Origin of the sequence: Nocardia sp. GTS18, assembly GCF_013839555.1 — a bacterium.
In the GTDB taxonomy this organism is placed as follows: Bacteria; Actinomycetota; Actinomycetes; order Mycobacteriales; family Mycobacteriaceae; genus Nocardia; species Nocardia rosealba.
Window position 1 is genome coordinate 240,668 of the sequence record NZ_JACBIU010000003.1, and the last position, 25,057, is coordinate 265,724.

Annotated in this window: 27 protein-coding genes; 15 read left to right on the forward strand and 12 right to left on the reverse strand. The window is 68.7% G+C overall.

Annotated elements, in window-relative coordinates; genetic code table 11:
• The first annotated feature begins 103 nt into the window (after window positions 1-103).
• From HYG95_RS05875 to HYG95_RS05890, 4 genes are all read left to right on the forward strand, one after another.
• The gene (locus HYG95_RS05875; protein ID WP_255495021.1) at window positions 104-757 is read left to right on the forward strand and encodes a Pr6Pr family membrane protein; all 654 of its coding nucleotides are present in this window, start codon (window positions 104-106) and stop codon (window positions 755-757) included.
• Between the two features lie 10 nt (window positions 758-767).
• Window positions 768-1,991 carry an aspartate aminotransferase family protein gene (locus HYG95_RS05880; protein ID WP_181696966.1) on the forward strand — a complete coding sequence of 408 codons (1,224 nt, stop codon included), beginning with the start codon at window positions 768-770 and terminating at the stop codon, window positions 1,989-1,991.
• Between the two features lie 94 nt (window positions 1,992-2,085).
• On the forward strand, window positions 2,086-3,432 hold the full coding sequence (locus tag HYG95_RS24680) for an AAA family ATPase (protein ID WP_255495009.1): 1,347 nt from the start codon (window positions 2,086-2,088) through the stop codon (window positions 3,430-3,432).
• A gap of 122 nt (window positions 3,433-3,554) precedes the next feature.
• On the forward strand, window positions 3,555-4,949 hold the full coding sequence (locus HYG95_RS05890) for a hypothetical protein (RefSeq protein WP_255495022.1): 1,395 nt from the start codon (window positions 3,555-3,557) through the stop codon (window positions 4,947-4,949).
• Here the strand turns inward: HYG95_RS05890 and HYG95_RS05895 are convergent.
• On the reverse strand, window positions 4,936-5,433 hold the full coding sequence (locus HYG95_RS05895; RefSeq protein ID WP_181696967.1) for a GNAT family N-acetyltransferase: 498 nt from the start codon (window positions 5,431-5,433) through the stop codon (window positions 4,936-4,938). The genes HYG95_RS05890 and HYG95_RS05895 overlap by 14 nt on opposite strands.
• A 102-nt stretch (window positions 5,434-5,535) precedes the next feature.
• Between HYG95_RS05895 and HYG95_RS05900 the strand changes: the two genes are divergently transcribed.
• The gene (locus HYG95_RS05900) at window positions 5,536-6,114 is read left to right on the forward strand and encodes a DUF5134 domain-containing protein (RefSeq protein WP_181696968.1); all 579 of its coding nucleotides are present in this window, start codon (window positions 5,536-5,538) and stop codon (window positions 6,112-6,114) included.
• 619 nt (window positions 6,115-6,733) lie between these two features.
• Here the strand turns inward: HYG95_RS05900 and HYG95_RS05905 are convergent.
• Window positions 6,734-7,027 carry a hypothetical protein gene (locus tag HYG95_RS05905; protein ID WP_181696969.1) on the reverse strand — a complete coding sequence of 98 codons (294 nt, stop codon included), beginning with the start codon at window positions 7,025-7,027 and terminating at the stop codon, window positions 6,734-6,736.
• A 42-nt stretch (window positions 7,028-7,069) separates the two neighbouring features.
• On the opposite strand from HYG95_RS05905, the gene HYG95_RS05910 reads away from it, so the two are divergent.
• Entirely contained in the window at window positions 7,070-7,822 is a 753-nt protein-coding gene (locus tag HYG95_RS05910) for a sigma-70 family RNA polymerase sigma factor (protein WP_181696970.1), read from the forward strand.
• Between the two features lie 13 nt (window positions 7,823-7,835).
• Here HYG95_RS05910 and HYG95_RS05915 read toward each other — a convergent pair whose 3' ends face one another.
• From HYG95_RS05915 to HYG95_RS05925, 3 genes are all read right to left on the reverse strand, one after another.
• Window positions 7,836-8,537, reverse strand: a complete 702-nt coding sequence (locus HYG95_RS05915) for a PhzF family phenazine biosynthesis protein (RefSeq protein WP_181696971.1) — start codon at window positions 8,535-8,537, stop codon at window positions 7,836-7,838.
• 121 nt (window positions 8,538-8,658) lie between these two features.
• Entirely contained in the window at window positions 8,659-9,198 is a 540-nt protein-coding gene (locus tag HYG95_RS05920; RefSeq protein ID WP_181696972.1) for a carboxymuconolactone decarboxylase family protein, read from the reverse strand.
• Between the two features lie 44 nt (window positions 9,199-9,242).
• Window positions 9,243-9,830: a peroxiredoxin gene (locus HYG95_RS05925; RefSeq protein WP_067981263.1), complete on the reverse strand. Its 588-nt coding sequence runs from the start codon at window positions 9,828-9,830 to the stop codon at window positions 9,243-9,245.
• A gap of 109 nt (window positions 9,831-9,939) precedes the next feature.
• Between HYG95_RS05925 and HYG95_RS05930 the strand changes: the two genes are divergently transcribed.
• From HYG95_RS05930 to HYG95_RS05960, 7 genes are all read left to right on the forward strand, one after another.
• Window positions 9,940-10,848 carry a hydrogen peroxide-inducible genes activator gene (locus tag HYG95_RS05930; RefSeq protein ID WP_181696973.1) on the forward strand — a complete coding sequence of 303 codons (909 nt, stop codon included), beginning with the start codon at window positions 9,940-9,942 and terminating at the stop codon, window positions 10,846-10,848.
• Between the two features lie 80 nt (window positions 10,849-10,928).
• Window positions 10,929-11,513 (forward strand): biotin transporter BioY, encoded by a 585-nt coding sequence (locus tag HYG95_RS05935; protein ID WP_181696974.1) that lies wholly within the window; start codon window positions 10,929-10,931, stop codon window positions 11,511-11,513.
• 4 nt (window positions 11,514-11,517) lie between these two features.
• Window positions 11,518-12,198 (forward strand): energy-coupling factor ABC transporter ATP-binding protein, encoded by a 681-nt coding sequence (locus HYG95_RS05940; RefSeq protein ID WP_181696975.1) that lies wholly within the window; start codon window positions 11,518-11,520, stop codon window positions 12,196-12,198.
• Window positions 12,195-12,794, forward strand: a complete 600-nt coding sequence (locus HYG95_RS05945) for an energy-coupling factor transporter transmembrane protein EcfT (RefSeq protein ID WP_181696976.1) — start codon at window positions 12,195-12,197, stop codon at window positions 12,792-12,794. The genes HYG95_RS05940 and HYG95_RS05945 overlap by 4 nt, the downstream gene beginning before the upstream one ends.
• Window positions 12,795-12,840: 46 nt before the next feature.
• Window positions 12,841-13,431 carry a TetR/AcrR family transcriptional regulator gene (locus tag HYG95_RS05950; protein ID WP_181696977.1) on the forward strand — a complete coding sequence of 197 codons (591 nt, stop codon included), beginning with the start codon at window positions 12,841-12,843 and terminating at the stop codon, window positions 13,429-13,431.
• A gap of 74 nt (window positions 13,432-13,505) precedes the next feature.
• The gene (locus HYG95_RS05955) at window positions 13,506-14,246 is read left to right on the forward strand and encodes an SDR family NAD(P)-dependent oxidoreductase (RefSeq protein WP_181696978.1); all 741 of its coding nucleotides are present in this window, start codon (window positions 13,506-13,508) and stop codon (window positions 14,244-14,246) included.
• 14 nt (window positions 14,247-14,260) lie between these two features.
• The gene (locus HYG95_RS05960) at window positions 14,261-14,473 is read left to right on the forward strand and encodes a 4-oxalocrotonate tautomerase family protein (RefSeq protein ID WP_181696979.1); all 213 of its coding nucleotides are present in this window, start codon (window positions 14,261-14,263) and stop codon (window positions 14,471-14,473) included.
• Between the two features lie 12 nt (window positions 14,474-14,485).
• Here the strand turns inward: HYG95_RS05960 and HYG95_RS05965 are convergent, their stop codons facing one another.
• The 5 genes from HYG95_RS05965 to HYG95_RS05985 form a co-directional block, all read right to left on the reverse strand.
• The gene (locus HYG95_RS05965; protein WP_181696980.1) at window positions 14,486-15,043 is read right to left on the reverse strand and encodes a hypothetical protein; all 558 of its coding nucleotides are present in this window, start codon (window positions 15,041-15,043) and stop codon (window positions 14,486-14,488) included.
• A 127-nt stretch (window positions 15,044-15,170) separates the two neighbouring features.
• Window positions 15,171-16,373, reverse strand: a complete 1,203-nt coding sequence (speD, locus tag HYG95_RS05970) for an adenosylmethionine decarboxylase (RefSeq protein ID WP_181697035.1) — start codon at window positions 16,371-16,373, stop codon at window positions 15,171-15,173.
• An 8-nt stretch (window positions 16,374-16,381) separates the two neighbouring features.
• Entirely contained in the window at window positions 16,382-17,497 is a 1,116-nt protein-coding gene (locus HYG95_RS05975) for a type III PLP-dependent enzyme (protein WP_181696981.1), read from the reverse strand.
• A 103-nt stretch (window positions 17,498-17,600) separates the two neighbouring features.
• Complete coding sequence (locus HYG95_RS05980) at window positions 17,601-20,099, reverse strand: RNA helicase (RefSeq protein WP_181696982.1); 2,499 nt, start codon at window positions 20,097-20,099, stop codon at window positions 17,601-17,603.
• 39 nt (window positions 20,100-20,138) lie between these two features.
• A complete protein-coding gene (locus HYG95_RS05985) occupies window positions 20,139-21,074 on the reverse strand; it encodes a PAC2 family protein (RefSeq protein WP_181696983.1) in 936 nt (311 codons plus the stop codon).
• 193 nt (window positions 21,075-21,267) lie between these two features.
• Between HYG95_RS05985 and HYG95_RS05990 the strand changes: the two genes are divergently transcribed.
• Window positions 21,268-21,996, forward strand: coding sequence for a sensor domain-containing protein (locus tag HYG95_RS05990; RefSeq protein WP_220139088.1), 729 nt, complete (start codon window positions 21,268-21,270; stop codon window positions 21,994-21,996).
• 148 nt (window positions 21,997-22,144) lie between these two features.
• Window positions 22,145-23,302 carry a DUF4192 domain-containing protein gene (locus tag HYG95_RS05995; RefSeq protein ID WP_181696984.1) on the forward strand — a complete coding sequence of 386 codons (1,158 nt, stop codon included), beginning with the start codon at window positions 22,145-22,147 and terminating at the stop codon, window positions 23,300-23,302.
• Between the two features lie 23 nt (window positions 23,303-23,325).
• On the opposite strand, the gene galE is transcribed toward HYG95_RS05995, so the two are convergent.
• Both galE and HYG95_RS06005 read right to left on the reverse strand, forming a co-directional pair.
• Window positions 23,326-24,306: a UDP-glucose 4-epimerase GalE gene (gene galE / locus HYG95_RS06000; protein ID WP_067492813.1), complete on the reverse strand. Its 981-nt coding sequence runs from the start codon at window positions 24,304-24,306 to the stop codon at window positions 23,326-23,328.
• Window positions 24,307-24,309: 3 nt separating this feature from the next.
• Entirely contained in the window at window positions 24,310-24,996 is a 687-nt protein-coding gene (locus tag HYG95_RS06005) for a metal-dependent transcriptional regulator (protein ID WP_067492815.1), read from the reverse strand.
• Window positions 24,997-25,057: the final 61 nt, after the last annotated feature.

Sequence of the window (25,057 nt, forward strand, 5' to 3'; positions counted from 1 at the left end):
CGCCTCTGGACTGACCGGAGGGTGCGACGAAGGAGTGCCCGGAGGGAGGGAAGAGGTGGGGTTCAGCGCCGAGACCCGCGGCGCCAGCCGCCAAAAGATTCAGCTGAGCGGCTCGGTGCGCACGGCGTGGTGGATCAGGGCATACCGGATCGGCTTCGGAGTGCTCGGTCTCGTCGCCCTGCTGTGGATTCCCCTGCGCAACCTGGACTCGCCGACATTCTCGATCGCGAACTACTTCAGTTACTTCACCATCGAGTCGAACATCCTCGCCGTGATCGTGCTGCTCGTCGGTGGCCTGCTCGCGCCGCAGGGACCCGGCTGGCAGGTGGTGCGCGGCGCGGTGACGCTGTACATGCTCATCACGATGGTGGTGTACGCGGTGCTGCTGGCCAATATCGACGTGATGCTCACCGACAAGTGGATCAACGACATCATGCACCGGTACCTGCCGCTGGTCCTCGTCGCGGACTGGCTGCTGGTCGCCATGGGCCGCCGGCTGGCGGCGACACCGGAGCTGGTCGGGAAGTGGTTGATCTTCCCGCTGCTCTACGGTGCCTACACGCTGATCCGCGGCCCGATCGTCGACTGGTATCCGTACCCGTTCATCGACCCGCGCCACCAGGGCTACCTGTCGATGACGCTCGGCCTGATCGTGTTGAGCATCGTGTTCGCGGTGCTCGCGGTTGCCATGGCGTCGCTGGGTGACGTGCCCGCGTGGTGGAGGGCCCGACGAGCGCGCGAGGGCGAGCCGGTGTAAGTGTGGAGCCATGAATGCGCTCTGGCATGGATTCGCCGATATGGGTGCCGTCACTCGTGACGGTGCGTTCGTTGTCGCTCGAGGTGACGGTGCCTACGTCTACGACACCGACGGCAACCGATACCTCGACGCCACCGCGGGTCTGTGGTTCGCCAACGTGGGACACGGTCGCGGGGAGATCGCCGACGCGGTCGCCGAACAGTTGCGCACCATCGCCCACTACTCGAACTTCGGTGACCTCACCGAGCCCGCCACCCAGGAACTCGCCGAGAAGCTGTCGGCCATCGCGCCCGTGCCCGGCAGCAAGATCTTCTTCACCTCCGGTGGTTCGGACTCGGTGGAGACCGCCGCGAAGCTGGCGCGGCGCTACTGGCACGAACAGGGCCGCGCCGACAAGAAGATCCTGGTCGGGCGACGCCTGGCCTACCACGGCATGCACTACGCCTCCACCTCGCTCGGCGGGCTCACCCCGAACAAGGAGGGCTACGGCGTCCTGGTCGAGGACACCCGCACTGTCGAATGGAACGACGCCAAGGCGCTGCTCGCCCTGATCGAGGACGTCGGCGCCGAACGGATCGCGGCGTTCTTCTGCGAACCGATCATCGGTGCCGGTGGGGTGTACCTGCCGCCCGAGGGATACCTGGCCGAGGTGCGCCAGATCTGCCGCGACCACGACATCCTGTTCGTCGCCGACGAGGTGGTCACCGGCTTCGGGCGGATCGGCGGCTCCTGGTTCGCCTCCACCCGCTTCGACCTGCAACCCGACCTGATGACCACCGCCAAGGGCCTCACCTCCGGTTATCTGCCGATGGGTGCGGTGTTCATCGCCCCGCACCTGGCCGAGCCGTTCTACGCCGGCGGTGTGTGGTTCCGGCACGGGTACACCTACGGTGGGCACGCCGGTGCGGCCGCGGCGGCGCTGGCCAACCTCGCCATCGTCGAACGTGAGGGTCTGCTCGAGGAAGCGGCGCGGCTCGAGACGACGCTGCACACCGCCCTGGCCCCGTTGGCCGATCACCCGCGCGTGGCGGAGGTCCGCAGTGGCCTCGGTGCCGTGGCGGCCGTCCAGCTGGCCGACCCCGCCGAAGGACCAGGATTGGTGAAAGCCCTTCGCGCCCAGGGCATCTCGGGTCGTGCTGCCGGAGCGGGCGCCATGCAGATCTCCCCGTCCTTCGTGATGACCGACGCCCAGGTGGCCGAACTCGCCGACGGGTTTTCGCGCGCCCTGGGCTGATGCGCCGCACCGGCCCGTCGGCGAAACTCGCTGGCGGGCCGGGCGATCCGCTCGATACTCTCCTGCTCCGACGAAGTCAGGGGAGGGAACCACGTTGCAGGCATCCGTCACGGTGACACCGGACCAGCTACCGGAACTACTGCTGCATGTCGCCGTGGTGCGACCCGTATTCCTCTGGGGCGCACCGGGAATCGGGAAGAGTTCGCTGGTGCGCACCTTCGCCGACTCGCTCGGCCTCGACTGTGTCACCCTGCTCGGCACCCAGCTCGCACCCGAGGATCTCATCGGGGTGCCCCAGATCGTGGACGGTCGCAGCCGGTTCGCGCCGCCGGAGCTGATCGCCCGCGCCCAGCCCTACTGCCTGTTCCTCGACGAACTCAACGCCGCCTCGCCCGAGGTGCAGAAGTCGTTCTACTCCCTGATCCTGGATCGGCGCATCGGCACCTACGAACTGCCCGAGGGGTCGGTGGTGATCGGGGCGGGCAACCGGGCCACCGACAACGCGCTGGCCCGCCCGATGGCCTCGGCGCTGGTCAACCGCATGGTGCACCTGCATCTGCGCGCCGATGTGGACGACTGGCTGAAATGGGCGGCCGTCAACGACATCCATCCGTGGGTGATCCGCTACCTCACCCAGCGCCCGGACCACCTGTGGTCGGCACCGCCCAAAACCGAGGCGCCCTTCTCCACCCCGCGTGGGTGGCACATGCTCTCCGACGCGCTGTACTCCTGCGGCGACGACATCGACGACGCCACGCTGAATGTGCTGGCCACCGGCACCCTCACCCTCGGCCACGCCTCGGGCTTCCGCGCCTTCGTCAAGACCGTGCGCCACGCCTTCGACCTCGACGCCGTCTTCAAGGGCGATGCCGCCTGGCCGCGCGATCCGGCCGACCGTGACCTGCTGTACTTCCTGGCCGAGACGATGCGGGTCCGCCTCGTGAAGGAACTGCCCGGCGACCGCGACCACACCTCCGCCTCGGTGCGCCGCTTCGTACTGCGCGCCAAGTCGCTGCTGGTGGAGCTGGCCGAGATCTCCGTGGAATGCGCGCAGTTGGTGATCGCCGCCGATGCCGAGGGCGTGCCCGTGCTGCCGTCGTGGTTCCTCATCGAGGTGTCGCGTGATTGCCGCGACTGGCCGCGCGGCGCTGAGCATGGGTGCACGCAAAACGCGCCGGATCGACCCGTGGTACCAGGCTGTCCTAGACGGGTGGGCGATCGTGCGCGGCGTTGCGCCCGCTGGCCGGTGAGCTGTACCAGTTGGACAAGCGCGCACCGCACGAGATGTGGGCACGGCTGGCGGGCGGCCGTCTCGAGTACCACCCGAATCGGCGTGCCACGGCGCAGGAATGGGCGTGGACCTTCGCACATTGCCTGCTGCACGCCGGATTCGGGCACCTCGATCCGCGTAATACGCTGCCTACCAACATCATCGGGTTGACCAGCGAGGACGCCTGGTTCTCCTCCCGGGTGCGCGCGCCGCATCCGGTGTACCGCGCCGCGTGCTGCGCCGCCGTCGACACCTATCTGGCGACGATGAAGATCGGCACCCCGCCCGATCCAATGCCACCCGCACTGACCGACGAGCACGCCGCCGCCGCGCGCTGGCACGACACCGCGGTGCCGGACGCGTTCGCGCGCACCGGACCTCCCGACTTCCTGCTCACCGACGCCGAGACGGCCGCCCGTGTCGATGCGCCTGCCCGGTTCGCGGCGGGGGTGTCCGACGCCGCCCGTGTCGCCCTGGCCACCGCGGGTGGTGACCACACACCCGACGGGAAGCGGCCACGCACGCAGTGGGACGCGGCGCTCGGCTGGTTCGTCTCGTCGTTCCCGTTGCTCGGTGCGCTCGCCGCCGGGATGACCGTGGTCGCCGATGTGGAAGTCGTTCGGGCCGCCGGTATCTCGATCGCCGCCGTGAACGCCGACGCCGCCGAGATCTATGTGAATCCCTACGCCGGGCTCGGCGAAGAGGAATGGCGGTTCGTGCTCGCGCACGAGATGCTGCACGCGGCCCTGCGCCACGGCGAACGGGCGGACTGGCGCGACCACTATCTGTTCAATGTCGCCTGCGATTACGTCGTCAACGGCTGGCTGGTGGAGATGAACGTCGGGCAGATGCCCGAAGGACTGCTCTACGACCCGGAACTGAAAGGGTGTTCGGCCGAGGAGATCTACGACCGCATAGCCGGGGATCTGCGCAGGTTACGCAAGCTCGCCACGCTGCGCGGACGCGGACGAGGCGATGTCCTCGGCGAGCCCCTGCCGCATCCCGGCAGCGCCGGCCGCTATGTCGACCTCGACGAGTACTACCGCAACGCGCTGGTCACCGGGCTGGCGTACCACACCGACAGCGGTCGCGGACATGTCCCGGCCGCGTTGGAGCAGGCCATTCGCGCCCTCGATCAGCCGCCGCTGCCGTGGGACGCGCGGCTGGCTCAGTGGTTCGACGAGCACATACCCACCGTCGACAAACGCCGCAGCTACGCCCGCGCCTCCCGCAGGCAGGCCGCCACCCCCGACATCCCGCGCCCGGCCTGGGTGCGGCCGGAGGAGAACGTGCGCCTGCCGACCTTCGGTGTGGTTCTCGATACCTCGCTGTCGATGAACGTCACCCTGCTCGGCAAGGGACTCGGCGCCATCGCCTCGTACGCGCTGGCCAGGGACGTGCCACGGGCCCGTGTCGTCTACTGCGACGCGGCACCCTACGACGCGGGGTACGTCGCGGTGGAAGACATCGCCGCCGGAATGCGCGTGCGCGGCCGGGGCGGCACGGTGCTGCAACCCGCCGTCCGGCTCCTCGAACGCGCCGACGACTTTCCGGCCGACGGCCCGATTCTCGTCATCACCGACGGCGACTGCGATGCGTTACGCATCCGCGGCGAACACGCCTTCCTGATCCCCGCAGGCGCGTCCCTGCCCTTCACCCCGAAAGGCCCGGTGTTCAGGATCCGGTGACGGCCAGTTCGAGGGTGAAGAACTGGCTGTACGGGTCGAGGGTGTAGTCGGCGAACGGCCCGCATTCGACGAAGCCGTGCCGCAGATACAGGCGCCGGGCCGGGGCGAAGAACTCGCTCGTCCCCGTCTCCAAGCTCAGGCGCCGGTATCCGCGCCGCTCGGCCTCCTCGATCAGCTGGGCGAGCACCGCGGCGGCGACACCACGCCCCGTGAATCCGGCGGCGGTCCGCATGGACTTGATCTCGCCGTGCTCCGGATCCAGCTCCTTCAGGGCACCGCAGCCGACAAGCGCCGGACCCGACCACGCGCTCCACACGGTGACCGCCGGATCGCGCAACCCGGTCAGGTCGAGGGCGTGCATGCTGCACGCGGGGGAGTTGCCCGCCATTTCGGTGTGGTGCTCGGTGAGCAGGGTGGTGATCTGGTCGCCGGTGAGGTCGTCGACGGCGAGGGTGAGCTGCTCCGCCCGGGTGGTGTCGTGCATCGCTCCATTGTGCCCGGGGCGGATGTGACGCGGGAAAACGGCACACGGCCGGGGTGGGCGATGCGACTATGAGGACGAGGGGCGAGCCGAAGGTGGTGGGGCGTGGCCGAATTCGTGGAGGACTATGCGGTTTTGCGGTGGGCCGTGGTGTCGGCGTTCGTGCTGGCGGCCGGGATCGTGGTCGTGCGGTTGAGCAGGCGCGCGGTCCGGGCGGACGCGGCGGCCGACGGCGCGCACCTGCTGATGTGCCTGGTGATGCTGGCCATGCTGGTGTTCCCGGCCGCCACCGACCCGCACGCGATGCGCGGTTTGCTGACCGCGCTCACGGTGGCCTTCGCGCTGCTGCTCGCCGAGCGGGTCGTGCAGTGGCGCAACGGACTGGTGCCGACGGCCGACGGGGTGCTCGCGCTGGGGTATCACACGGTGGCGGCGGCGGTGATGCTCTACGCCATGGCCGGGCACGGATCCGGTCATACCGGAATCCCGCCCGGGCCCGCGCTGGTGCTGGCGGCGCTGTTCGTACTCGACGCGCTCGTCGCGCTCGGCACCGTCGGTCACCGGCCGCGCTGGCACCGCTTCGCCCATCCGGCAGGCACACATCCCCTGACCTCGGCCTTGGTGCCCCATGTGGTGATGGATATCGGGACGGCATTCATGTTGATCGCCGCTGTCGGCGGGTGAATACCGATCCACAACCGTCCGGGCTGCGAATCGCCTTTGTGCGGACAGGAATTCGACTATGAGTGGACAACGCGTTTCAGGCATGTCACCCGGGCGTCGGGGATTCGGTACGCCCCCACCGGAAATCCGGCCGACCGCCGCTGACCGCGAGGTGGTGCGTGCGCTCTACCGCGACGCGGGCCCGGCCGCCTACGGACTCGCCCTGCGGATCCTGCGCAGGCGGGGATCGGCGGAAGAGGTTGTCCGCGAAGGATTTCAGCGCATCGCCGCGAGTCCGTGGATTACCGAGAGCAACGGTCGTGTCCCGGCCGGTGATGCGTGCCATGACCTCGCCACACCGTGGGGCCGTTCGGCATTCGTCGCGAACGAACCACGCACCGACCTCGGCGGCCACCCCGATCGCGCCGGCGGCTTCGATCACGAGGACCACTCGGGTAACGCCGACCGTCGCGACGATGCCGGCCGGTGGGATCACTCGACCGGACGAGATCATCCGGGAGGTCTGGACCGTTCGGGCGGATTCGGCAATCCGAACGGGTTCGACCGTTCGGGTGCCCTCGGGTACTCGGGTGGGACGTCTCGTTCGGGCCGGAGCGACGATGGGGGCGGCGACGGCTGTTCAGGTCGCTTCGGTGACACAGGCAGCCTCGGTCATGAGCCGATATTCGAGGGGCCGCACGACCGGGTGGGTCGGCTCGACGACGAAGGCCGACTGGATCGAGCGGGCCGCCGCGACCACACAGGCCGATACGACCACCCGGAGCGAGACGACCACAGGGATCGCCTCGATGACTACGGTCGCCTCGACTACGCAGCGCTGCACGACCCACGGCTCGGTTTCGCACGCCGAGACAGCGAGGTATACCTCCACAGCCGAGCAGGCCGACCGGAACACGCGGATAGCGGAGACCACGCGAGCCGACTGCTGGACTCAGGTCTGTCGGGCGACGCGGTCATGTTCGACGGTGTCGGTTCGACGGATGGTTCGGGCCTACTCGATCGTGCAGGGCGCCTCGATGTCGCAGGTCACCCGGACGGTGCCGCGCCCTTCGATGTCACCGACCCCCTCGCCGACACGGGCCACTTCAACACACCCGACGCGACCGGCACCCGGTACATGCCGACCCTGCACACCAGACTCCTGGCCCAGGTGCACCGCCTCGCCATCCAGCGTCTGCGCCTGGACCGCAACGACCGCATCGACATCCCCTGGCTGGCCGCCTCGGCCCGGCTCGGTTTCGACCCGCTCGACAGCCGCTGCGAAGTCTTCGTCCTCGCCTACTACGGTGGGCGCACCTACCGTTCCATCGCCCGGGAACTCGGGATGCGTGTCCCGGCCGTCACCCGCTTGCTGGCCGAGGGCATCGAACGCCTCGCCCACCAGCGTCTCGTCCGCGTCGCCGCGCGCCGCCCCTGGACCCCGCCCGGTTCGGTCCTCGCCCTCGCCGACGCCTACGCCCTCGATGCTGTCGCCGAACTCGAGCACCACCACATCGAGAACAAGCTGGCCGCCACGACCACTACCGGCCTCGCCCAGTTCGACGCCAGAGTCGGGGGAGTGCACGAGCTGCTGGCCCAACTGGCCGCCGACGATCGGCAGCCCCCACCCCGCAACCTGGAACAGCGCATCCTCGCCGCGATCGACAGCCCGGGCCGACGCGGTGCCCGGACCGGCAGGCCGCCGTGGTTGCCCCGCTTCGGGAGTTAGCTGCGAACCGGAATCAGAGCACCACCACGTGGTCCTCGACGACGCGTCCGCCCAGGCGCACCCAGCCGTCGGAATCCCACTCGGTGTAGAGCTGGGAACCCTGCCCCTGGGTGATGACGAGCCCGCGCCGCAACTTGGCGGTGAGGGCGACGGCGGCCGCGCCGGTCGCCTCGTCCTCGGCGATGCCCATGGCGGGCGCGAACATCCGGGAGCGCACGGCACCGCGCGATTCGTCGGTCCACGTCCACACGTAATGCTGGCCTTCGGTGTAGTCCGAGGCGCGGAGCATGGCCAGTTCGTCGAGTGAACCGGCCTGGTGGAAGGTGAAATCCGGGGCCCATTCGGCGCGGGCGGTGATCCAGGTGAGCCCGTCGGTCTCGGTCACCCGGACCGGGCCCGCCGGCACGTTCAGCGTGTGCACGGGAGTGCCGCGCGCGGCCATCCACCATCCGGTGCCCACGGTGGGGTGCCCGGCGAAGGGCAGTTCGACGGCCGGAGTGTAGATCCGGACGTCGGCGACACCGTCGACAGGTTCCCCGACCACCGTGGTCTCGCTGAACCCCAGCCGCGCGGCGAGTTCCTGTTTGTCGAGCGCGACGACATCGCCCGCGCGGGCGATACCGAGCGCATTGCCGAGCCTGCCCGTCGGATCGGTGAACACGCGGACGACCTCGACCTGGATGTCAGGGGCTTCCGGCACATCGTGTGCGTTCATGCTCGCGAGCCTACCGCGCAAGATCAACACCGCCGTCCGGGCGGTTCTCACGCCGCGTCACGCGCGCGAACGCGAACGACCCCGACCCGGCTACGCGGATCGGGGTCGTGCGACGAGCGGATCAGACGGCGGCCGCGGCCAGCGCCTCGGTGGCGGCGACGGCCTGGCCGACACCGGCCACGATCGCCGCCGCACGCAGCGACTCGAAGATCACCTCACGCGAGACACCGGCCTCACGCAGCGTCTTCTCGTGCGAATCGAGGCAGTGCGCGCAGCCGTTGATGGAGGAGACCGCGAACGACCACAGTTCGAAATCGGCCTTCTCCACGCCCGGGTTGCCGATGATGTTCATCCGCAGGCCCGCGCGCAGGTCGTCGTACTTGCCGTCCAGGAACGCCTTGCCCCGGTAGAACACATTGTTCATGCCCATGATCGACGCGGCACCCAGCGCGGCCTCGTAGGCCTCGGCGGACAGCACGTCGGCGGCTTCCTCGGCGATCTCGCGCAGCGTGGTGGCCGAACGAGTGGCGGCCGCGGAGGCGAGCAGAGTGCCCCACAGCTGCTGTTCGTTCAGCACGGTGGTGCGCGAAATCGAGGACAAGTTGAGCTTGAGGTCCTTGGCGTACTCGGGAAGAGAGTTCTTCAGGTTCTCGATGCTCATGGAAAAGGCGCTCCTGTCAGGGGGATCGGGTGGAGAAGGGTGGATCAGACGCTGGCGGAGAGCAACTCGCCCGCGTTGATGGTCGGGTCGCCCTTCTTCCAGTTGCACGCGCACAGCTCGTCGGACTGCAGGGCGTCGAGCACGCGCAGCACCTCGTCGACGTTGCGGCCGACGGAACCGGCGGTCACCGAGACGAACTGGATCTCGTTGTTCGGGTCGACGATGAAGGTGGCGCGGTCGGCGACACCGTCGGCGTTGAGAACGCCGGTGGCGGCGGCCAGTTCACGCTTGAGGTCCGACAGCATCGGGAAGGGGAGGGTCTTGAGATCCTCGTGCTGTGCACGCCACTGGAAGTGCACGAACTCGTTGTCCACCGAGGCGCCGAGGACCTGGGTGTCGCGGTCGGCGAACTCGTCGTTCAGCTTGCCGAACGCCGCGATCTCGGTGGGGCAGACAAAGGTGAAGTCCTTCGGCCAGAAGAACACGACCCGCCACTTGCCCGCGTGGTCGTCGCTGGTGATCTGGGTGAAGTAATCGTCGGGCTGCTGCGCGTCGACCTTCGACAGGTCGCCTCCGATGACGGCCTTGAGGTTGTATGCCGGGAACTGGTCGCCAATGGTCAGCAGAGCCATGCTCATCTCCTCGTTGATGGTGTGGTCGTGCTCGTCGTGTGAGCCCGCAAAGATCTTGCCCAAAGCCTACTGAAAGGTAAAGCCGATCGCTCGTTCTACACTGATAGGCGTGACTGATCAGACTTATCAGCCAACCCTCTCGCAGCTGCGTGCGTTCGTCGCCGTCGCCGAATACCGGCATTTCGGCACTGCCGCAGCGCGTTTGGCTGTGAGCCAACCCACGTTATCGCAGGCACTCGCATCACTGGAAAACGGCCTCGGCCTGCAGCTGATCGAGCGCAGCACGCGTCGGGTGCTGGTCACCGCCGCCGGGATGCGGCTGCTGCCACAGGCGATGGCCACGCTCGAGGCGGCCGACCGTTTCGTCGCCTCGGCGACCGGCGACAGCCTCGGTGGCGTGCTGCGGTTGGGCATCATCCCGACCGTCGCCCCGTATGTGCTGCCCGGTCTGCTGCCCGAGCTGCGCCGCAAACTGCCCAACCTGGTGCCCCAGGTCGTGGAGGACCAGACGGCCCGCCTGCTCGACGGCCTGCGTACCGGTGTGCTCGACGTGGCGGTGCTCGCGTTGCCGAGCGAAGCGCCCGGTCTGGTCGAAATTCCGCTCTACTCCGAAGAATTCGTGCTCGTGACACCGCGCGGGCACGAGCTGGCCGGGCGCACCGACCTGGCCGCGCCGGTTCTGGCCGACCTGCCTCTGTTGTTGCTCGACGAGGGTCACTGCCTGCGCGATCAGACGCTCGAACTGTGCCGCACCGCCGAGGTGCATCCCGGTTCGGTCGGTGACACCCGCGCCGCCTCGCTGACCACCGTGGTGCAGTGTGTGGCGGGCGGGCTCGGGGTGACGCTCATCCCGCAGATGGCGGTGCCGGCCGAAACCGCGCGCGGCACCCTCGAGACCGCGCGGTTCGCCGATCCCGCGCCGGGACGCACGATCGGCCTGGCCTACCGCGCGTCCTCGGCCCGGGCCGACGACTACGAGTACCTGGCGGCGGTGATCCGCTCGAAGCGGCCTTTCTGAGCCCCGAACCACTCGAACCGCCGCCCAGCTCGACTGCTATTTTGAACATCGTTCAATTGCTTGTGCAAAGGAAGTCCGACGTGCCCGATCCAGAGAACACCGCCACGCGTACCGGCCGCTTCGCCGCCCGGGACCTGGCGCAGATCGCGGTGTTCGCCGCGCTGATCGCCGCCCTCGGGCTGCCGGGCGCGATCACCGTCGGCTTCAGCGGCGTCCCCATCACCTTGCAAACCCTCGGCGTGATCCTCACCGGCGCGATCCTCGGCGCGCGCAAAGGTGCCGCGGCGGTCGCCGTGTTCATCGCGCTCACGCTGATCGGTCTGCCGCTGCTCTCGGGTGGGCGCACCGGCCTGACCGCGCTGGCCTCGCCGACCGCGGGCTATCTGATCGGGTGGATCCCGGCGACCCTGCTGATCGGCTGGCTCACCGCCCGGATCCTGCCGAAATACCCGCTCGCGCTCGGTCTGCTGATCAACGCCCTCGGCGGCATCGTGGTCATCTACCTGTTCGGCACCGCGGGCCTGCTGGTCCGCACCGAACTGGATCTGTGGGCCGCGATCTCGAGCAACTTCGCATTCCTGCCCGGCGACCTGGCCAAGGTCGTCATCGCGACGGTGGTCGCCAAGGGTGTGCACCGGGCGTATCCGGGGCTGATCCGCGCGTGAGCCGATGAGTGAGATCGTCGTCGATTCGGTCGGCCACCGGTTCGGTGACCGGGTGGTGTTGCGCGATATCGACCTGACCATCACCGAACGACGTGTCGGCTTCATCGGCGCCAACGGTTCCGGGAAGTCGACGCTGGCCCGCATGCTCAACGGCCTGCTGAAGCCGACCACCGGCACCGTCACCGTCGACGGGATCGACGCCACCCGCAAAGGCGCCCAGGTACGGCGCAAAGTCGGGTTCGTGTTCACCGATCCCGACACCCAGATCGTGATGCCGACAGTCGGTGAGGACCTGGCCTTCTCGTTGCGGCGCAGCGAGCTGAGCCGAACCGAGATCGCCGACCGAGTGCGGCGCATGCTCGACCGGTTCGGTCTCGCCGGGCACGCCGACCATCCCGCGCACCTGCTCTCCGGTGGGCAGAAGCAGTTGCTGGCGCTCGGTTCGGCGTTGATCCGCGAGCCCGAGGTGATCGTCGCCGACGAACCGACCACCCTGCTCGACCTGCGCAACGCCCGCCTGGTGTCGCGGGCCCTGAATTCGCTCGACCAGCAGGTGATCGTGGTGACCCACCAGCTCGCCCTGCTCGACGGTTTCGATCGAGTCGTGGTGCTGGACAACGGTTCTGTCGCCTTCGACGGTGCCCCGGCCGACGCCGTCGGCGCATACCGGCGCCTGGTCGAATGATCGGCCTGTACTGCCCCGGCGACTCGCTGGTGCACCGCATGCCTGCCGGTCTCAAACTTCTGCTGCTGGTTCTCGCGATCGTCGCGATGACGGTCTTCGCCCGCACGCCACTGGCCGTGGCGGGCGCCGCGGTGACGGTCGCCCTGCTGTTCGCCCTGGCGCGCATCTCCTGGCGGGTGGCGGTGGCGCAGATCCGCCCGGTGCTGTGGATGACCCTGATCATCGGCGTCTTCCAATTGCTCACCACCACCCCCACCCGGGCTGTCGCCGTCTGCGGCGTCCTGCTCGTCTCGGTGGCCCTCGCCGCGCTGGTCACCGTCACCACCCGTGTCACCGCGATGCTCGACGCGCTCGTCCGCGCCCTGGGCCCGCTGCGCCGGGTCGGCGTCGACCCCGAGCGCGTGAGTTTGCTGCTGGCCCTGGCGATCCGGTGCGTCCCGCTGTTGGCCGGCATCGTTCACGATGTCGCCCAGGCGCGACGAGCGCGCGGCGTCTCCTGGTCGGCCACCGCCCTCGTGACGCCGGTCGTGGTACGTGCCCTTCGTACGGCCGACGCGATGGGTGACGCGCTCGCCGCCCGCGGGGTCGACGACTGAGAACGCTCGGGTTGCATTAGTAGACGACCGGTCGTATATTCATCGCATGGCACGACCCAGGCGCAGCGACGACACGCGCGCCCTTCTCATCGAGGAGGGCGCGGCCGATCTGCTGTCCCACGGCTACCACGGCACCGGCATCAAGCAGGTGCTCGACAAGGTCGGGGTCCCCAAGGGGTCGTTCTACAACTACTTCGACAGCAAGGAAACCTTCGCCCAGGCGGTCATCGAACACCACTCGCTGTGTATTCAGCGCAACCTCGCGGATGCCTTCGGCTCCACCGACGAACCGCTCGCCGGTGTGCGTGCCTTCTTCGAACGCCAGACCGCCGAGTTCGTCCGCACCGACTTCACCGGCGGCTGTCTGCTGGCGAACCTGGCCGCCGAACTCGAGGGCAGTGACGTGCTGCGGGAAGAGCTTTCGGCCGCCTGGACCGCCTGGCGCGACGGTGTGGCCGAAGCCCTGCGCGCGGCCCAGGCGGCAGGCACCGTCCGTGCCGATGTGGACGCGGTCGACCTGGCCGACCTGCTGCTCGAGTCGTGGGAGGGTGCGGTGATCCGCATGAAACTCCAGCGCACCGTCGAGCCGTTGCGCAAATGTCTGCGGCGCCTGCTGGACGACTACTTCCGGCCCTGAGCGGACCGGATCTACCGGCTGGTTGTCGTGTACCCATTCCAAGACGACCGGTCGTATCAACTGAAAGGGAAGTCATGTCCACTATCAAGACGGTCATCGTGACCGGATCCTCCAGCGGGATCGGGCGCGATATCGCCCGGGCCTTCCTCACGCGCGGCGACAATGTGGTCCTCAACGGGCGTGACCCGGACAAGCTCGCCGCCGTGGCCGCCGAGCTGGATGCCCCCGAACGCACCGCCACGGTGGTGGGCGACATCGGTTCGCCCGCCACCGGTTCGGCCCTGGTCTCGGCCGCCGTCGAGCGCTTCGGGCGGGTAGACGTGCTGGTCAACAATGCCGGGACGTTCGCGGCGACCCCGTTCACCGATGTCACCGAGGAGGAACTGAACAGCTATCTCGACGGCAACCTCAAGGGCACCTACTTCACCACCCAGGCGGTCGTTCGCCGGCTGCGCGAGCAGGGCGACGGCGGTGGCATCGTCAACATCGGCACGGTGCTGGTGAACCATGCCCTTTCCGGCACTCCCGCCTCGGCGCCGCTGGTCAGCAAGGGCGCGATCCACGCGTTGACCACCAGCCTGGCGGCCGAACTGGCCGTCGATCGCATCCGCGTCAACGCGGTGGCACCCGGTTTCATCCGCACTCCGCTCATCGCCGGCGCCGACGAAACGGCACTCGGCCGCCTCGCCCTGCTCGATCGCATGGGCCACGTCACCGAAACCACCACGGCAGTGCTGTACCTGGCCGACGCCGAGTTCGTCACCGGCCACATCCTCCCCGTCGACGGCGGGTTCATCTCCGGTCGAGCAGCGTAGAAGGGAATCGGGTCATGCCGTATGTGAATATCAAGGTCACCGACGAAGGGGTTACCCCGGAGCAGAAGGGGCAGCTCATCAAGGGTGTCACCGACCTGCTGTTCGATGTGCTCGGAAAGGCACCGGACAGCACCTACGTGGTCATCGATGAAGTGCCGCTGACCGACTGGGGTGTGGGTGGCGTGAACGTCGCCGAGTATCGGGCTCGACGCTCGACACAGGGCTGAAGGCTGACCCCGTCAACCGATCTCGCGGAACGGGACGGTCGCGTCGAGCGCGAACCATCCCATCGACTGACGCTTCCCGCCCATCAGCAGGAAGCTGGGTCCGAGCCAGAGGTCCGGTTCGATCTCGCGGAGTTCGTCGTAGATGCGGCGGGCCGGTCGGCGGGCACCCACGCGCGGGTCGTTGTAGTCCAGGCGGACCGCTGGCCTGTGGTCGACAACCGAATCGCCCACGGTGGCAACGAAGTTCAAGGCGCGTAGGCCGCCGAGGAGCTGGAAGAAGTTGTGGCCGAAGGCGGTTCGGTCGTCGATGTGCCGGAAGGACTTGCCGGTCCAGAAGTAGGAGGGGCGTGCCATCAGGCGCCCCAGGGACGCGCCTGGCGCCGGAAACGTCCGCATCACCAGGTCGCCGTCGAGCCGGGCGAAATCCTCGGCCGTCACGGCAGGTGCCCCGGTGAACAGGCGTCGGAGTTCGGCGGCCCCGGCGGCCGAGAGGCGGTCCAGGCGCGGGCGGTGCGCCGACGGGCGGCGCGGCGGCATCAGGCCGTCCGTCGGCAACGGTGTGTGCGTCACGTGCTGACTCGATTCTGTTCGGAACTCACCTCGCATGGTGCCAAGGCGGGCCGCGGCGCGACACCGGTTTCGGGAACGACGAAGGCGGTGACCCGGACGAACCGGATCACCGCCTTCGGTGGTGTGCTCAGCGACGCAAGGCGTACGGCTCGATCGCGCCGCGCTCGAGGGCGCGGGCGTCGATGGTCTCGGCCTTGTAGGGGAGCAGGGCCAGGCGATCGGTCATGCCGCGCACCGGGTCCTCGATCTTCTCGTTCAGACCGAACAGGAAGGTCCATTCGTGCTCGTCGCTGCCGTAGGGCACCACGGTGGCGAACTGCTCGTGGAACCGTCCCCACGACCGCTTGAGGGTCTCGTTGCGCCACATCGTCGCGCAGCCGGCCTGGGCCGACAGCACACCACCGGGCGCGAGCAGTGCCTTACATCGGGACAGGAACTCCGACTCGTAGAGGCGGTTGTGCTGGGCGTCCTCGACGCGCTCGTCGGGCAGGTCGATGACGATCACGTCGTAACGGGTGCCCGCCTCCTGCGCCTTGGCCAGGAAGTCCCAGCCGTCGGCGTAGTGCACGTGCACCGGGCCCTCGCCACGCACGGCGGCGGCCAGTTCCTCGGGGGTGTACCCGTAGGGCAGGTGCCGGGCGCACAGTTCGACCTCGCGCTGGTCGATGTCGACGTGGTCGACGAGGGTCGCCCCGGCCGCCACCGACATCTGCGAGGCCACACCCTCACCGGAGCCGATGATGAGCACCCGGTCCAGCTTCTCGGCCAGCACGAACGCCGGGACCATCATGGCCTCGTGGTAGGTGACCTGGGAGAACTCGGTGGACTGGCGGTCGTCGTCGGAGAACAGGGAGATGCCCTGGTCGGTCCGGGCGATCACCATGTGCTGGTACGGGGTGTTGGTGTCGACGATCACCTCGTGCAGATCCCAGATCCGGGTCAGGCCGTCGCCCACCGGTTCGTAGATCTTCTCGGCGCCGTGGCCGCGCTGGACAACCTTCATCCGAACTTCCTTGGGAGACAACTTGTCTCGCAGAAGTTCCACGGCCTTCGTCGCGCCCGCACCGATGCTGCCGCAGGTGAAGACGTCGACGAAGATCTCGCCGGACTCCGGATAGGTGTGAATCGAGGCGTGGGACTCCGACAACAGCGCGAGGACGGTCACCCCCTGCGGTTCGAACTTTTTGTGAACGACATCGCAGATGGTGACGCCCGCCGCGATCAGAGACTCACGCAACGCCGATTCGAGTCGTTCGAGATCGTCACACAGGTCTGTGTCGACACCACCGAACTCGGCCAGCACATGCCAGCCGGTGAATTCCGCCGTCATGGGCAAACTCACTCTCGCTCAGCGCCCGAGACATGAACGGTCAAGGGCGGAAAACCATTGAAGGACACCGACGAATAACTCGCGGTATAGGCGCCGGTGTCGAGAATCTGGATCTGATCACCGGCTCGCAACGTGGTCGGCAGAAGGACCTTCGTGCGTTGATACAGTACATCGTCGCCGTCGCAGGTCGGACCCGCGACCACCGCCTCGCCCACCGGATCGCCGTCGCGATCGGTGACGAAACGGTAGGCGATGTACTCGTTCTCCGTCTCGGCCATACCGTTGTATCGGCCGATGTCGAGATACACCCAGCGCCGCCCGTCCGGCGCGAAACGCACGCCGACGACCTCGGCGTGGATGGTGCCCGCGTTGCCGACCAGGGCACGCCCCGGTTCCACGATCAGATCGACCGACGCGGGCAGGAATTCGGCCGCGGCCTGCGCCGCGGCGGCCGCGATCGTGCCCGGTTCGGGCGCCGACTCGGCGTAGGAGATGGGCAGGCCGCCGCCGATGTTCACCGCGGCTACATGAATGTCCTTGTCCGCCAAGGCCTTCACGATCTCACCCGCTTGCTCGATGCCGATCCGCCAGGCGGCCGGATCGAGCTGCTGGGAGCCCACATGGAAGTACGGGCCACCGACACGCAGGCCCAGATCGCGGGCCCGCACCAGCAACCGCAGCGCCTCGCCCGGCGCACACCCGAACTTGGTGCCGAACGGGGTGCGCGACTCCGGTGCCGAGGACAGGAACCGGCACTCCACCTCCGCGCCCGGCGCGTGCTCGGCGATGCGCTCGAGATCGTCTTCGGTGTCGAAGGCGAACCGGCGCACACCGGCGGCGTGGGCGTAGGCGATGTGGGCGGCCTTCTTGATCGGATTGCCGTAGCACAGCTTGTCCGCCGCGATACTGAGGCGCACGCACTGGTCGATCTCCCCGACACTGGCGACGTCGAACTCGGCGCCCTCGGCATCGAGCAGGGTGAGCACCTCGTCGACGGGAGCCGCTTTCACCGCGTACCTGATCCGGGTGCCCTGCTCGCGCTGCGCCGAGACGGCCGCGGCGAGGGTTCGGTAATTGGCACGTACCCGCTCGGGGTAGATGACAAGGTACGGGGATTCGGGCATAGTTGAACTTTCGGTCGGCGGCCGGGAGAGAGTATCAGCGGCCACTACCCAACAACGAATCCGTCAAACATTCGTCACATACGTCATACCGATCGGGTATGACTCAGCCGGGCGCCACCGTGACCTCGTCGAACACCACCTCGCCCGCGGCGTCGGACTCCTCGAGATCCACGATCGCCGTCAGCGCCCACCCGTGGTCGCCCGCCGGGTCGTCGATCACCTGGCGCACATGCCAGAAACCGGGCCGCTGCTCCACCCGGAACAGCTGCGGGCCGCGCGCGTCGGGGCCCGTGCCGATGGTCTCGTACTCCTCGAAATAGGGTGCGAACTCCTCGGCCCAGTCGGGGCCCGTCCCGAGCTGATCCAGCTCGTACCAGCGCTGTCGCGAGGCTAGCTCCACGCGGCGGAACATGGCGTTGCGCACCATGATCCGGAAGGCGCGTTCGTTGGCCGAGATCGGGCGCACCTGTTCGGCACCGAAGGCGACCTGGTCGGTGTCGATCTCGGCGCCGGGGTTGGTGAGCTGTTCCCATTCGTCGAGCAGGCTCGAATCGACCTGGCGGATCAGTTCGCCGAGCCATTCGGTGAGGTCGTCGAGCTCCTCGGTGCGCGCCGCGTCGGGCACGGTGCGGCGCAGCGCGCGGTAGGCGTCGGCCAGATAGCGCAGCACCACACCTTCGGAGCGGGTGAGCTCGTAGAAGGAGATGAGCTCGGCGAAGGTCATCGCGCGCTCGATCATGTCGCGCACCACCGACTTCGGCGACGGCGCGAACTCCGACACCCACGGGTGTCCCGCGCGGTAGGTCTCGAACGCGGGCTCGATCAGCTCGGCGAGCGGCTTGGGCCACGTCACTTCCTCGAGCAGCTCCATGCGCTCCTCGTATTCGATGCCCTCGGCCTTCATCTCGGCCACGGCGGCGCCGCGCGCCTTGTGCTGCTGGGCCATCAGCAGCTGCCGCGGGTCCTCGAGCGTCGCCTCGATGAGGGAGACGACATCGAGTGTGTAGGTGGGGCTTTCGCGATCGAGGAGCTCGAACGCGGCCAGCGCGAACGGCGACAGCGGCTGATCGAGCGCGAAGTCGCGTTGCAGGTCGACGGTGAGCCGCGCCATCCGGCCCTTGGCGTCGGGCTCGGAGAGCTGTTGCACCACACCGGCATCGCGCAGCGAACGGTAGAGGCGGATGGCGCGCAGGATGTGTTTGCGCTGGGCCGGGCGCGGTTCGTGATTGTCCTCGAGCAGGTGCCGCATGGCGTAGAAGCAGTTGCCCGGCCGGGCGATGACATTGAGCAGCATCGAGTTGGTGACCGCGAAACGCGACACCATCGGTTCGGGTTGTGCGGCGACCAACCGGTCGAAGGTCTCCTCGCTCCACGACACGAACCCCTCGGGGGGCTTGCGGCGCTGCACCTTTCGCTGCTTCTTCGGGTCGTCGCCCGCCTTGGCGATCAGGCGGGCGTTCTCCACCTCGTGCTCGGGCGCCTGCACCACGACGGTGCCCATGGTGTCGAATCCGGCGCGTCCGGCGCGTCCGGCGATCTGATGGAACTCGCGGGCCTTGAGTCTGCGGGTGCGCACGCCGTCGTATTTGGTGAGGCCGGTCAGCAGCACGGTGCGGATCGGCACGTTGATCCCGACGCCGAGGGTGTCGGTGCCGCACACCACCTTCAGCAGGCCCTCCTGGGCGAGCTTCTCCACCAGCCTGCGGTATTTGGGCAGCATGCCCGCGTGGTGCACGCCGATACCGTGACGGATCAGCCGCGACAGGGTCTTGCCGAAACCGGACGCGAACCGGAACTCGCCGATCGCTGCGGCGATGGCGTCCTTCTCGGCGCGGGAGGCGAAGTTCACACTGGTCAGCGCCTGCGCGCGTTCCAGGGCGGCGGCCTGGGTGAAGTGGACTACGTACACCGGGGCCTGGTGGGTGGTGACCAGTTCCTCGAGGGTTTCGGTGATGGGGGTGCGCACGTAGGAGAACGTCAGCGGCACCGGACGTTCGGTGCCCGCCACCACGGCCGTCGGCCTGCCGGTGCGCTGCTCGAGGTCGGTGGCGAAGAAGTCGACCTCGCCCAACGTGGCCGACATCAGGAGGAATTGGGCGCGCGGCAGCTCGATAATCGGCACCTGCCAGGCCCAACCACGGTCCGGGTCGGCGTAGAAATGGAACTCGTCCATCACCACCTGGCCCACCTCGGCGGCGGCGCCCTCGCGCAGCGCCAGATTCGCCAGGATCTCGGCGGTGGCGCAGATGATCGGCGCGTCGGCGTTCACGGCCGCGTCACCGGTGACCATGCCGACGTTCTCGGCGCCGAACACCTCGCACAGCGCGAAGAACTTCTCGCTCACCAGCGCCTTGATGGGCGCGGTGTAGTAGCTGCGCTGCCCGTTGGCCATGGCGAACAGATGCGCGCCGACCGCGACCAGGGACTTACCGGAGCCGGTCGGGGTCGCCAGAATGACATTGGACCCCGACGCCAGCTCCATCAGCGCCTCGTCTTGCGCCGGATACAGGGTGGTGCCCTGCTCGGCGGCCCACAGCGCGAACGACTCGTAGAGCGCGTCGGCGTCGGTACCGGGAATTTCGAGCAGGTCGGTCAGATCCACTCCGACCACCCTAGTGGGCGGGTGCGGTGCGACCGTGCGTCAGTCCCGTCCGGTGTCGTCGTAGCCGCCCTGCTCGGCCAGGAACCGTTCGAACTCGGCGCCGATCTCCTCGCCACTGGGCAGCTCGCCGTCACTGGCCAGCAGGCTGGACTGGCGTTCCTGGGCGGTGACGAAGCTGTCGTACTGGCGTTCCAGCGCCGCGACGACCGTCTCCACCTCCTCGTTGCCGGCGATGTGCTCGGCGACCTGCTCGCGCACCCGCGCGGCCGCCTCACCGAGTGCGGCAAGCGGCAGCTCGAGACCGGTGTTGTCGGCGACGCTCTCGAGCAGGGTCTGAGCGGCCTCGGGGTAGTCGGTCTGGGCGAGATAGTGCGGAACGTGCACGGAGAACCCGAGCGATTCGTGGCCGTGCTGTGCCATCCGGAACTCGAGCAGCGACGAGGCGCTGCCGGGCACCTGCAGCTCACCCGGCCAACGCTGATGCTCACCGAGCAGCGACCGGTCCGAGGAATGCGCGGTGACACCGAGCGGGCGGGTGTGCGGGATCGCCATCGGGATCGCCGACAGGCCGATCGTGCGGCGCACGCCGAGCTGTTCGGCCAGCAGCCGCACGGCGGTGGTGAACTTCTCCCAGCGCAGATCCGGCTCGAGACCGGCCAGCAGCAGGAACGGTGTACCTGCCGTGTCGCGCAACGCCCACAGGTTCAGTTCGGGCTCGGCGTAATCGGCGAAATGATCGGTCTTGAACGTCATCAGGGGACGGCGCGACCGGTAGTCGAGCAGCTCGTCCACGTCGAACGACGCGACCAGTTCCGATTCCAGGCTCTCGCGTAGGTGCGTCGTGGCCAGGCGCACCGCGTGGCCGGCGTCGGTGAAACCTTCCAGCCCGTGCACCAGCACGGGACCGGCGCCGTCGTCCGCGGACAACTGCGGTGCCGGAAACTCCAGTTCGTACATATGCGACTGGTCATCCATCGCGTTTCTCCTTCCTGCGCGGTCCACCAACGCTCGCGGCGGGGGAGGCTCGTCCATTGTCCCCCATGCGAGCACGACCGACGCACACGGCCGGAGGACGGCTCGTCCTGCTTCCAACAGCCGCACGCGCCCCAGCATTCCCTCCGGCGTGGCGCGCGGCGACCGCTCGGTCCGGTGGGGCACAGTGAAGGGTGTGAACGTGGCGCGCACCTCGCTCGGCAGGGCCGTTCCGACGACGGCGGGTCGTCGGCGAGTCGCGGCCTGTGCCGTGCTGATGGCGGGGGCGCTGACCGGGTGTGCCGAGGCGGTGAGCGGCATCCCGGTCGCCGAGAGCGCCACCTCGATGCACCATGTCGAGGCCGCGCCCGCCGATCTGCTGCCCGCCCCGCACGAGTTCCCGGCCGCCTATCCGGCTGTCGTGCTCACGCCGCAGGCCGCCTCGGCCGCGGCGGAGGATCTGGACGGCGTCGGGATGGGTGCGACCGTTAGCCCGGTCGAATGCACGCCGCCGGAGTCCGAAGCCGGTGCCGAACCGCCCGCGGTGGCGGTGGGGACCGACGAGGTGAGCCGGGCCAGTCTCACCGTCGAACTGTCGCGGACAACCGAACTGCTCGCGCGGGTGCGTGACCGGTTGCGGGCCTGCGAACAGATCCGGGTGAGCCGGGCGGGAGCGGGGTCGACCGTCACCACCGAGGTCTCCGCGCACGTACCGGCCGGTGCCGACGAGGCGATGACCTTGCGGCGCAGCGTGATTCCGGATGTCGGTGGGGCGGGGCTGACGCAGACCATGTACACCTCGGTCGGGCGCGTCGGCGACATCAGGATCACCGTCACCTCGATGACCTTCGGTGCGGGCGAACCCGACAAAGCCGCCGTCGACGAGCTGTTCGCCACGGCCGTGCGCTCCGTACGCACGCGCTGATCGGCCGCTACCACTCGGCACCGACATTTTCGGCGCGCCCGGACCCGCGCCTGCGGTGGTTGTGCACAGGTTTGCCGCTGTGCACAGGGCGGCGATAAGCCCAGGTCGCGCCATCGGTGCCGGGACGGCGGGCGAGGACGCTCGAGCCATGACATCTTCGACCAACCCGACCCGGCGGGCCACCCGTACAGGACCCTTTCCCCGGGCGCTCACCTGCGCAGAGACAGGCCCGGGTTACCGGGATCTGCCTACCCCTGCCGTCCGCGTCGACGAGCCCGGCGATCTCATCGCCGCGCTTCCGGCCATGCTCGGTTTCGTTCCGGAACGCTCCCTCGTCGTCGCCGTACTGCACCCGCACCCCACGGCCGCCGCCGCGATCGACGCGGTGGTGCGTTTCGACCTCGACGCCGTCACCGATCCCGACCACTACGAGCATTTCCTCGGCTGTCTCGGATCGATCTGCCTGCGCGAACAGGCCAGCGGGGTGTTCGCTGTCTTCATCGACGACCGGCAGCGATCCTTTTCGGCCACCGCCGCGCGCGCCGACGCGCTGCTCGCCGCGATCGGTGCGCAGGGGATCGAGGTGCGTGGGGCGTGGACGGTGCGTGCCGTCGCCGCGGGCGCGCGGTACCGCAGTCTGCTCGGGACCGGCGGCGGGCTGGTCGCCGACCCGGACTCCTCGATGGTCTCGCTGTCGCATGTGCTCGACGGCAGGCAGATACGGCGCTCCCGCGGCGAACTCACCGCACTCGTGGAACCCGACGAACAGTTGTGCGCGCGGGTTCGGCGCAAGCTCGGACCGGCAGTCGCCCGCTACCGCGGCGGGCTGGCGACGGCCGAACGGGTGGGGGAGGGCGCGGTGTTTCAGCGTCGCGCGCTGGAGTGGGTGCTGTGGCAGATCGCCGACGCCACGTCGGGACTGCCACGTGCCGATCGTGAATTCGCCAGGCTGGCTGCCACTTTGCGTGATCGGGCGGTTCGGGACGCGCTCTACGGGCTGGCCGTCACCGACCACGCCGAAGCCGCCGAAGGGTTGTGGGCACAGCTGGCCAGGGCCACCCCGGCGGGCGACCGCGCCGAGGCCGCCGCGTTGCTCGGCTTCAGTGCCTATGTGCGCGGCGACGGGCCGTTCGCGGGCATCGCGCTGGCCGCCGCCGTGGATGCCGACGGTGACCATCCGATGGCGGTCCTGCTGGAAACGTCGCTGCAGTCGGGTCTTCGGCCCGAACGGTTGCGCACGCTGGCCGACTGCGGGCGCCAGGTCGCCGCCGATCTCGGGGTCGACCTGGGGCCGGTGCGGCCGTGAGCGGGCCGCACCGGTCGGCCGTGTCAGCGGGCGCTGTGCGCCTTGTCGCCGAGCGAACGCAGGAATTCCCAGGCGTCGGTGACGATCTCGTCGATGTCGTTGTGCTCGGGCGTCCAGCCCAGCTCGGCGATCGCCTTCTCGCTCGAGGCGATCAGGACGGCCGGGTCGCCCGCGCGGCGGGGCGCGTCGATGGCTTCGATGGGCAGACCGGTCACCCGCTCGCACGCCGAGATCACCTCGCGCACCGAGAAACCGGTGCCGGAACCGAGATTGAGAACGCGGTGACTGCCCGGCTGCGAGGACGACAGGGCGAGCAGATGCGCCTGGGCCAGATCGCGGATATGGATGTAGTCGCGCACACAGGTGCCGTCCGGTGTGGGCCAGTCGGTGCCGTACACCGAGATCGCCTTGCGATGACCGAGTGCCACCTGCAGCACGAGGGGGATCAAATGGGTTTCCACCACACGGTTTTCGCCGAGCCCGGCGTAGGCGCCGGCCACATTGAAGTAGCGCAGGCTCGTCGCGGCCAGCCCGTAGGCCACCGCGTAGGAGGTGATGGCGTGGTCGATCGCCAGCTTGCTCGCGCCGTAGGGGTTGGTCGGGCGAGTGGGCGAGTCCTCGGTGATGGGCACCTGTTCGGGCTCGCCGTAGACCGCCGCCGTCGAGGAGAACACCAGGCGCCCGGTGCCGGTCTCGCGCATCGCGTCGAGCAGGGTCAGCGTCTTGGCCACGTTGCCGTGCCAGTACTTGGCCGGCTGCTCCACCGACTCGCCCACCAGCGACTGGGCGGCGAAATGCAGGACACCGTCGAAGGATTCGGCACGCAGCAGAGCCGGGGCGGCCTCGGCGATATCGCCTTCGACGAATCGCGCGCCCGCCGGGACACCGTCGGCGTTACCGGTCGACAGGTCGTCGACGACGACCACCTCGTTGCCCTGCTCGAGCAACACCGCGGCGCACACGCCGCCCACATAGCCGGCGCCGCCGGTGACCAGAAGTTTCACGAATCAGACCAGCCTCACCTGGACGGCGTGCGCCATCTCCTCGGACAATTCGAAACCGTGGTGCCCCGGCACCGTGATCAGCACCGCACCCGGCTTGGTTTCCACGGTGACGCGTGCGTCGGGAACGACACCGGCCTCCCGCAACCGGCCGATGACCTCGGGGTCGGTCTGGATGTGCTCGGCCAGCCTGCGCACGACCACCGCGTGCAGCGCGCCGTTGGGCAGGTCCGAGAGGCGGATCAGCTTCTCCTCCATCGGCGGCGGGTCGGCGAGGCCGAGTTCGTCGAGGCCGGGGATGGGGTTGCCGTAGGGCGAGGTGGTCGGGTGGTTGAGCACCTCGATCAGGCGTCGCTCCACCTCTTCGCTCATCACGTGCTCCCAGCGACACGCCTCGGCGTGCACGTTCTGCCAGTCCAGCCCGATGATGTCGACCAGCAACCGCTCGGCGAGCCGGTGCTTGCGCATCACCGCGACCGCCATCGAGCGGCCCTTGTCGGTCAGCTCGAGATGGCGGTCACCCGCGACGAGCAGCAGGCCGTCGCGTTCCATCCGCGCGACAGTCTGGCTCACCGTCGGACCACTCTGCTCGAGCCGCTCGGCGATTCGTGCCCGCAAGGGCACCACGCCCTCTTCCTCGAGGTCGTAGATGGTACGGAGGTACATCTCCGTGGTGTCGACCAGATCTTTCACCTGATAACCCCTTCGTCGGCACGATTCTACCCACGGGCGAACGCCGGTCCGTGCGCTGGAC

Coding starts and splice junctions, on each gene's coding strand:
- HYG95_RS05890 (WP_255495022.1), top strand. CDS start 3,555: ATGCCACCCGCACTGACCGACGAGCACGCCGCCGCCGCGCGCTGGCAC.
- HYG95_RS05950 (WP_181696977.1), top strand. CDS start 12,841: ATGGCACGACCCAGGCGCAGCGACGACACGCGCGCCCTTCTCATCGAG.
- HYG95_RS05910 (WP_181696970.1), top strand. CDS start 7,070: ATGTTCGACGGTGTCGGTTCGACGGATGGTTCGGGCCTACTCGATCGT.
- HYG95_RS05985 (WP_181696983.1), bottom strand. CDS start 21,074: ATGGATGACCAGTCGCATATGTACGAACTGGAGTTTCCGGCACCGCAG.
- HYG95_RS05880 (WP_181696966.1), top strand. CDS start 768: ATGAATGCGCTCTGGCATGGATTCGCCGATATGGGTGCCGTCACTCGT.
- speD (WP_181697035.1), bottom strand. CDS start 16,373: ATGACGGCGGAATTCACCGGCTGGCATGTGCTGGCCGAGTTCGGTGGT.
- HYG95_RS05920 (WP_181696972.1), bottom strand. CDS start 9,198: ATGAGCATCGAGAACCTGAAGAACTCTCTTCCCGAGTACGCCAAGGAC.
- HYG95_RS05925 (WP_067981263.1), bottom strand. CDS start 9,830: ATGGCTCTGCTGACCATTGGCGACCAGTTCCCGGCATACAACCTCAAG.
- HYG95_RS05895 (WP_181696967.1), bottom strand. CDS start 5,433: ATGCACGACACCACCCGGGCGGAGCAGCTCACCCTCGCCGTCGACGAC.
- HYG95_RS05960 (WP_181696979.1), top strand. CDS start 14,261: ATGCCGTATGTGAATATCAAGGTCACCGACGAAGGGGTTACCCCGGAG.
- HYG95_RS05955 (WP_181696978.1), top strand. CDS start 13,506: ATGTCCACTATCAAGACGGTCATCGTGACCGGATCCTCCAGCGGGATC.
- HYG95_RS05995 (WP_181696984.1), top strand. CDS start 22,145: ATGACATCTTCGACCAACCCGACCCGGCGGGCCACCCGTACAGGACCC.
- HYG95_RS05915 (WP_181696971.1), bottom strand. CDS start 8,537: ATGAACGCACACGATGTGCCGGAAGCCCCTGACATCCAGGTCGAGGTC.
- HYG95_RS05945 (WP_181696976.1), top strand. CDS start 12,195: ATGATCGGCCTGTACTGCCCCGGCGACTCGCTGGTGCACCGCATGCCT.
- HYG95_RS05975 (WP_181696981.1), bottom strand. CDS start 17,497: ATGCCCGAATCCCCGTACCTTGTCATCTACCCCGAGCGGGTACGTGCC.
- HYG95_RS05940 (WP_181696975.1), top strand. CDS start 11,518: ATGAGTGAGATCGTCGTCGATTCGGTCGGCCACCGGTTCGGTGACCGG.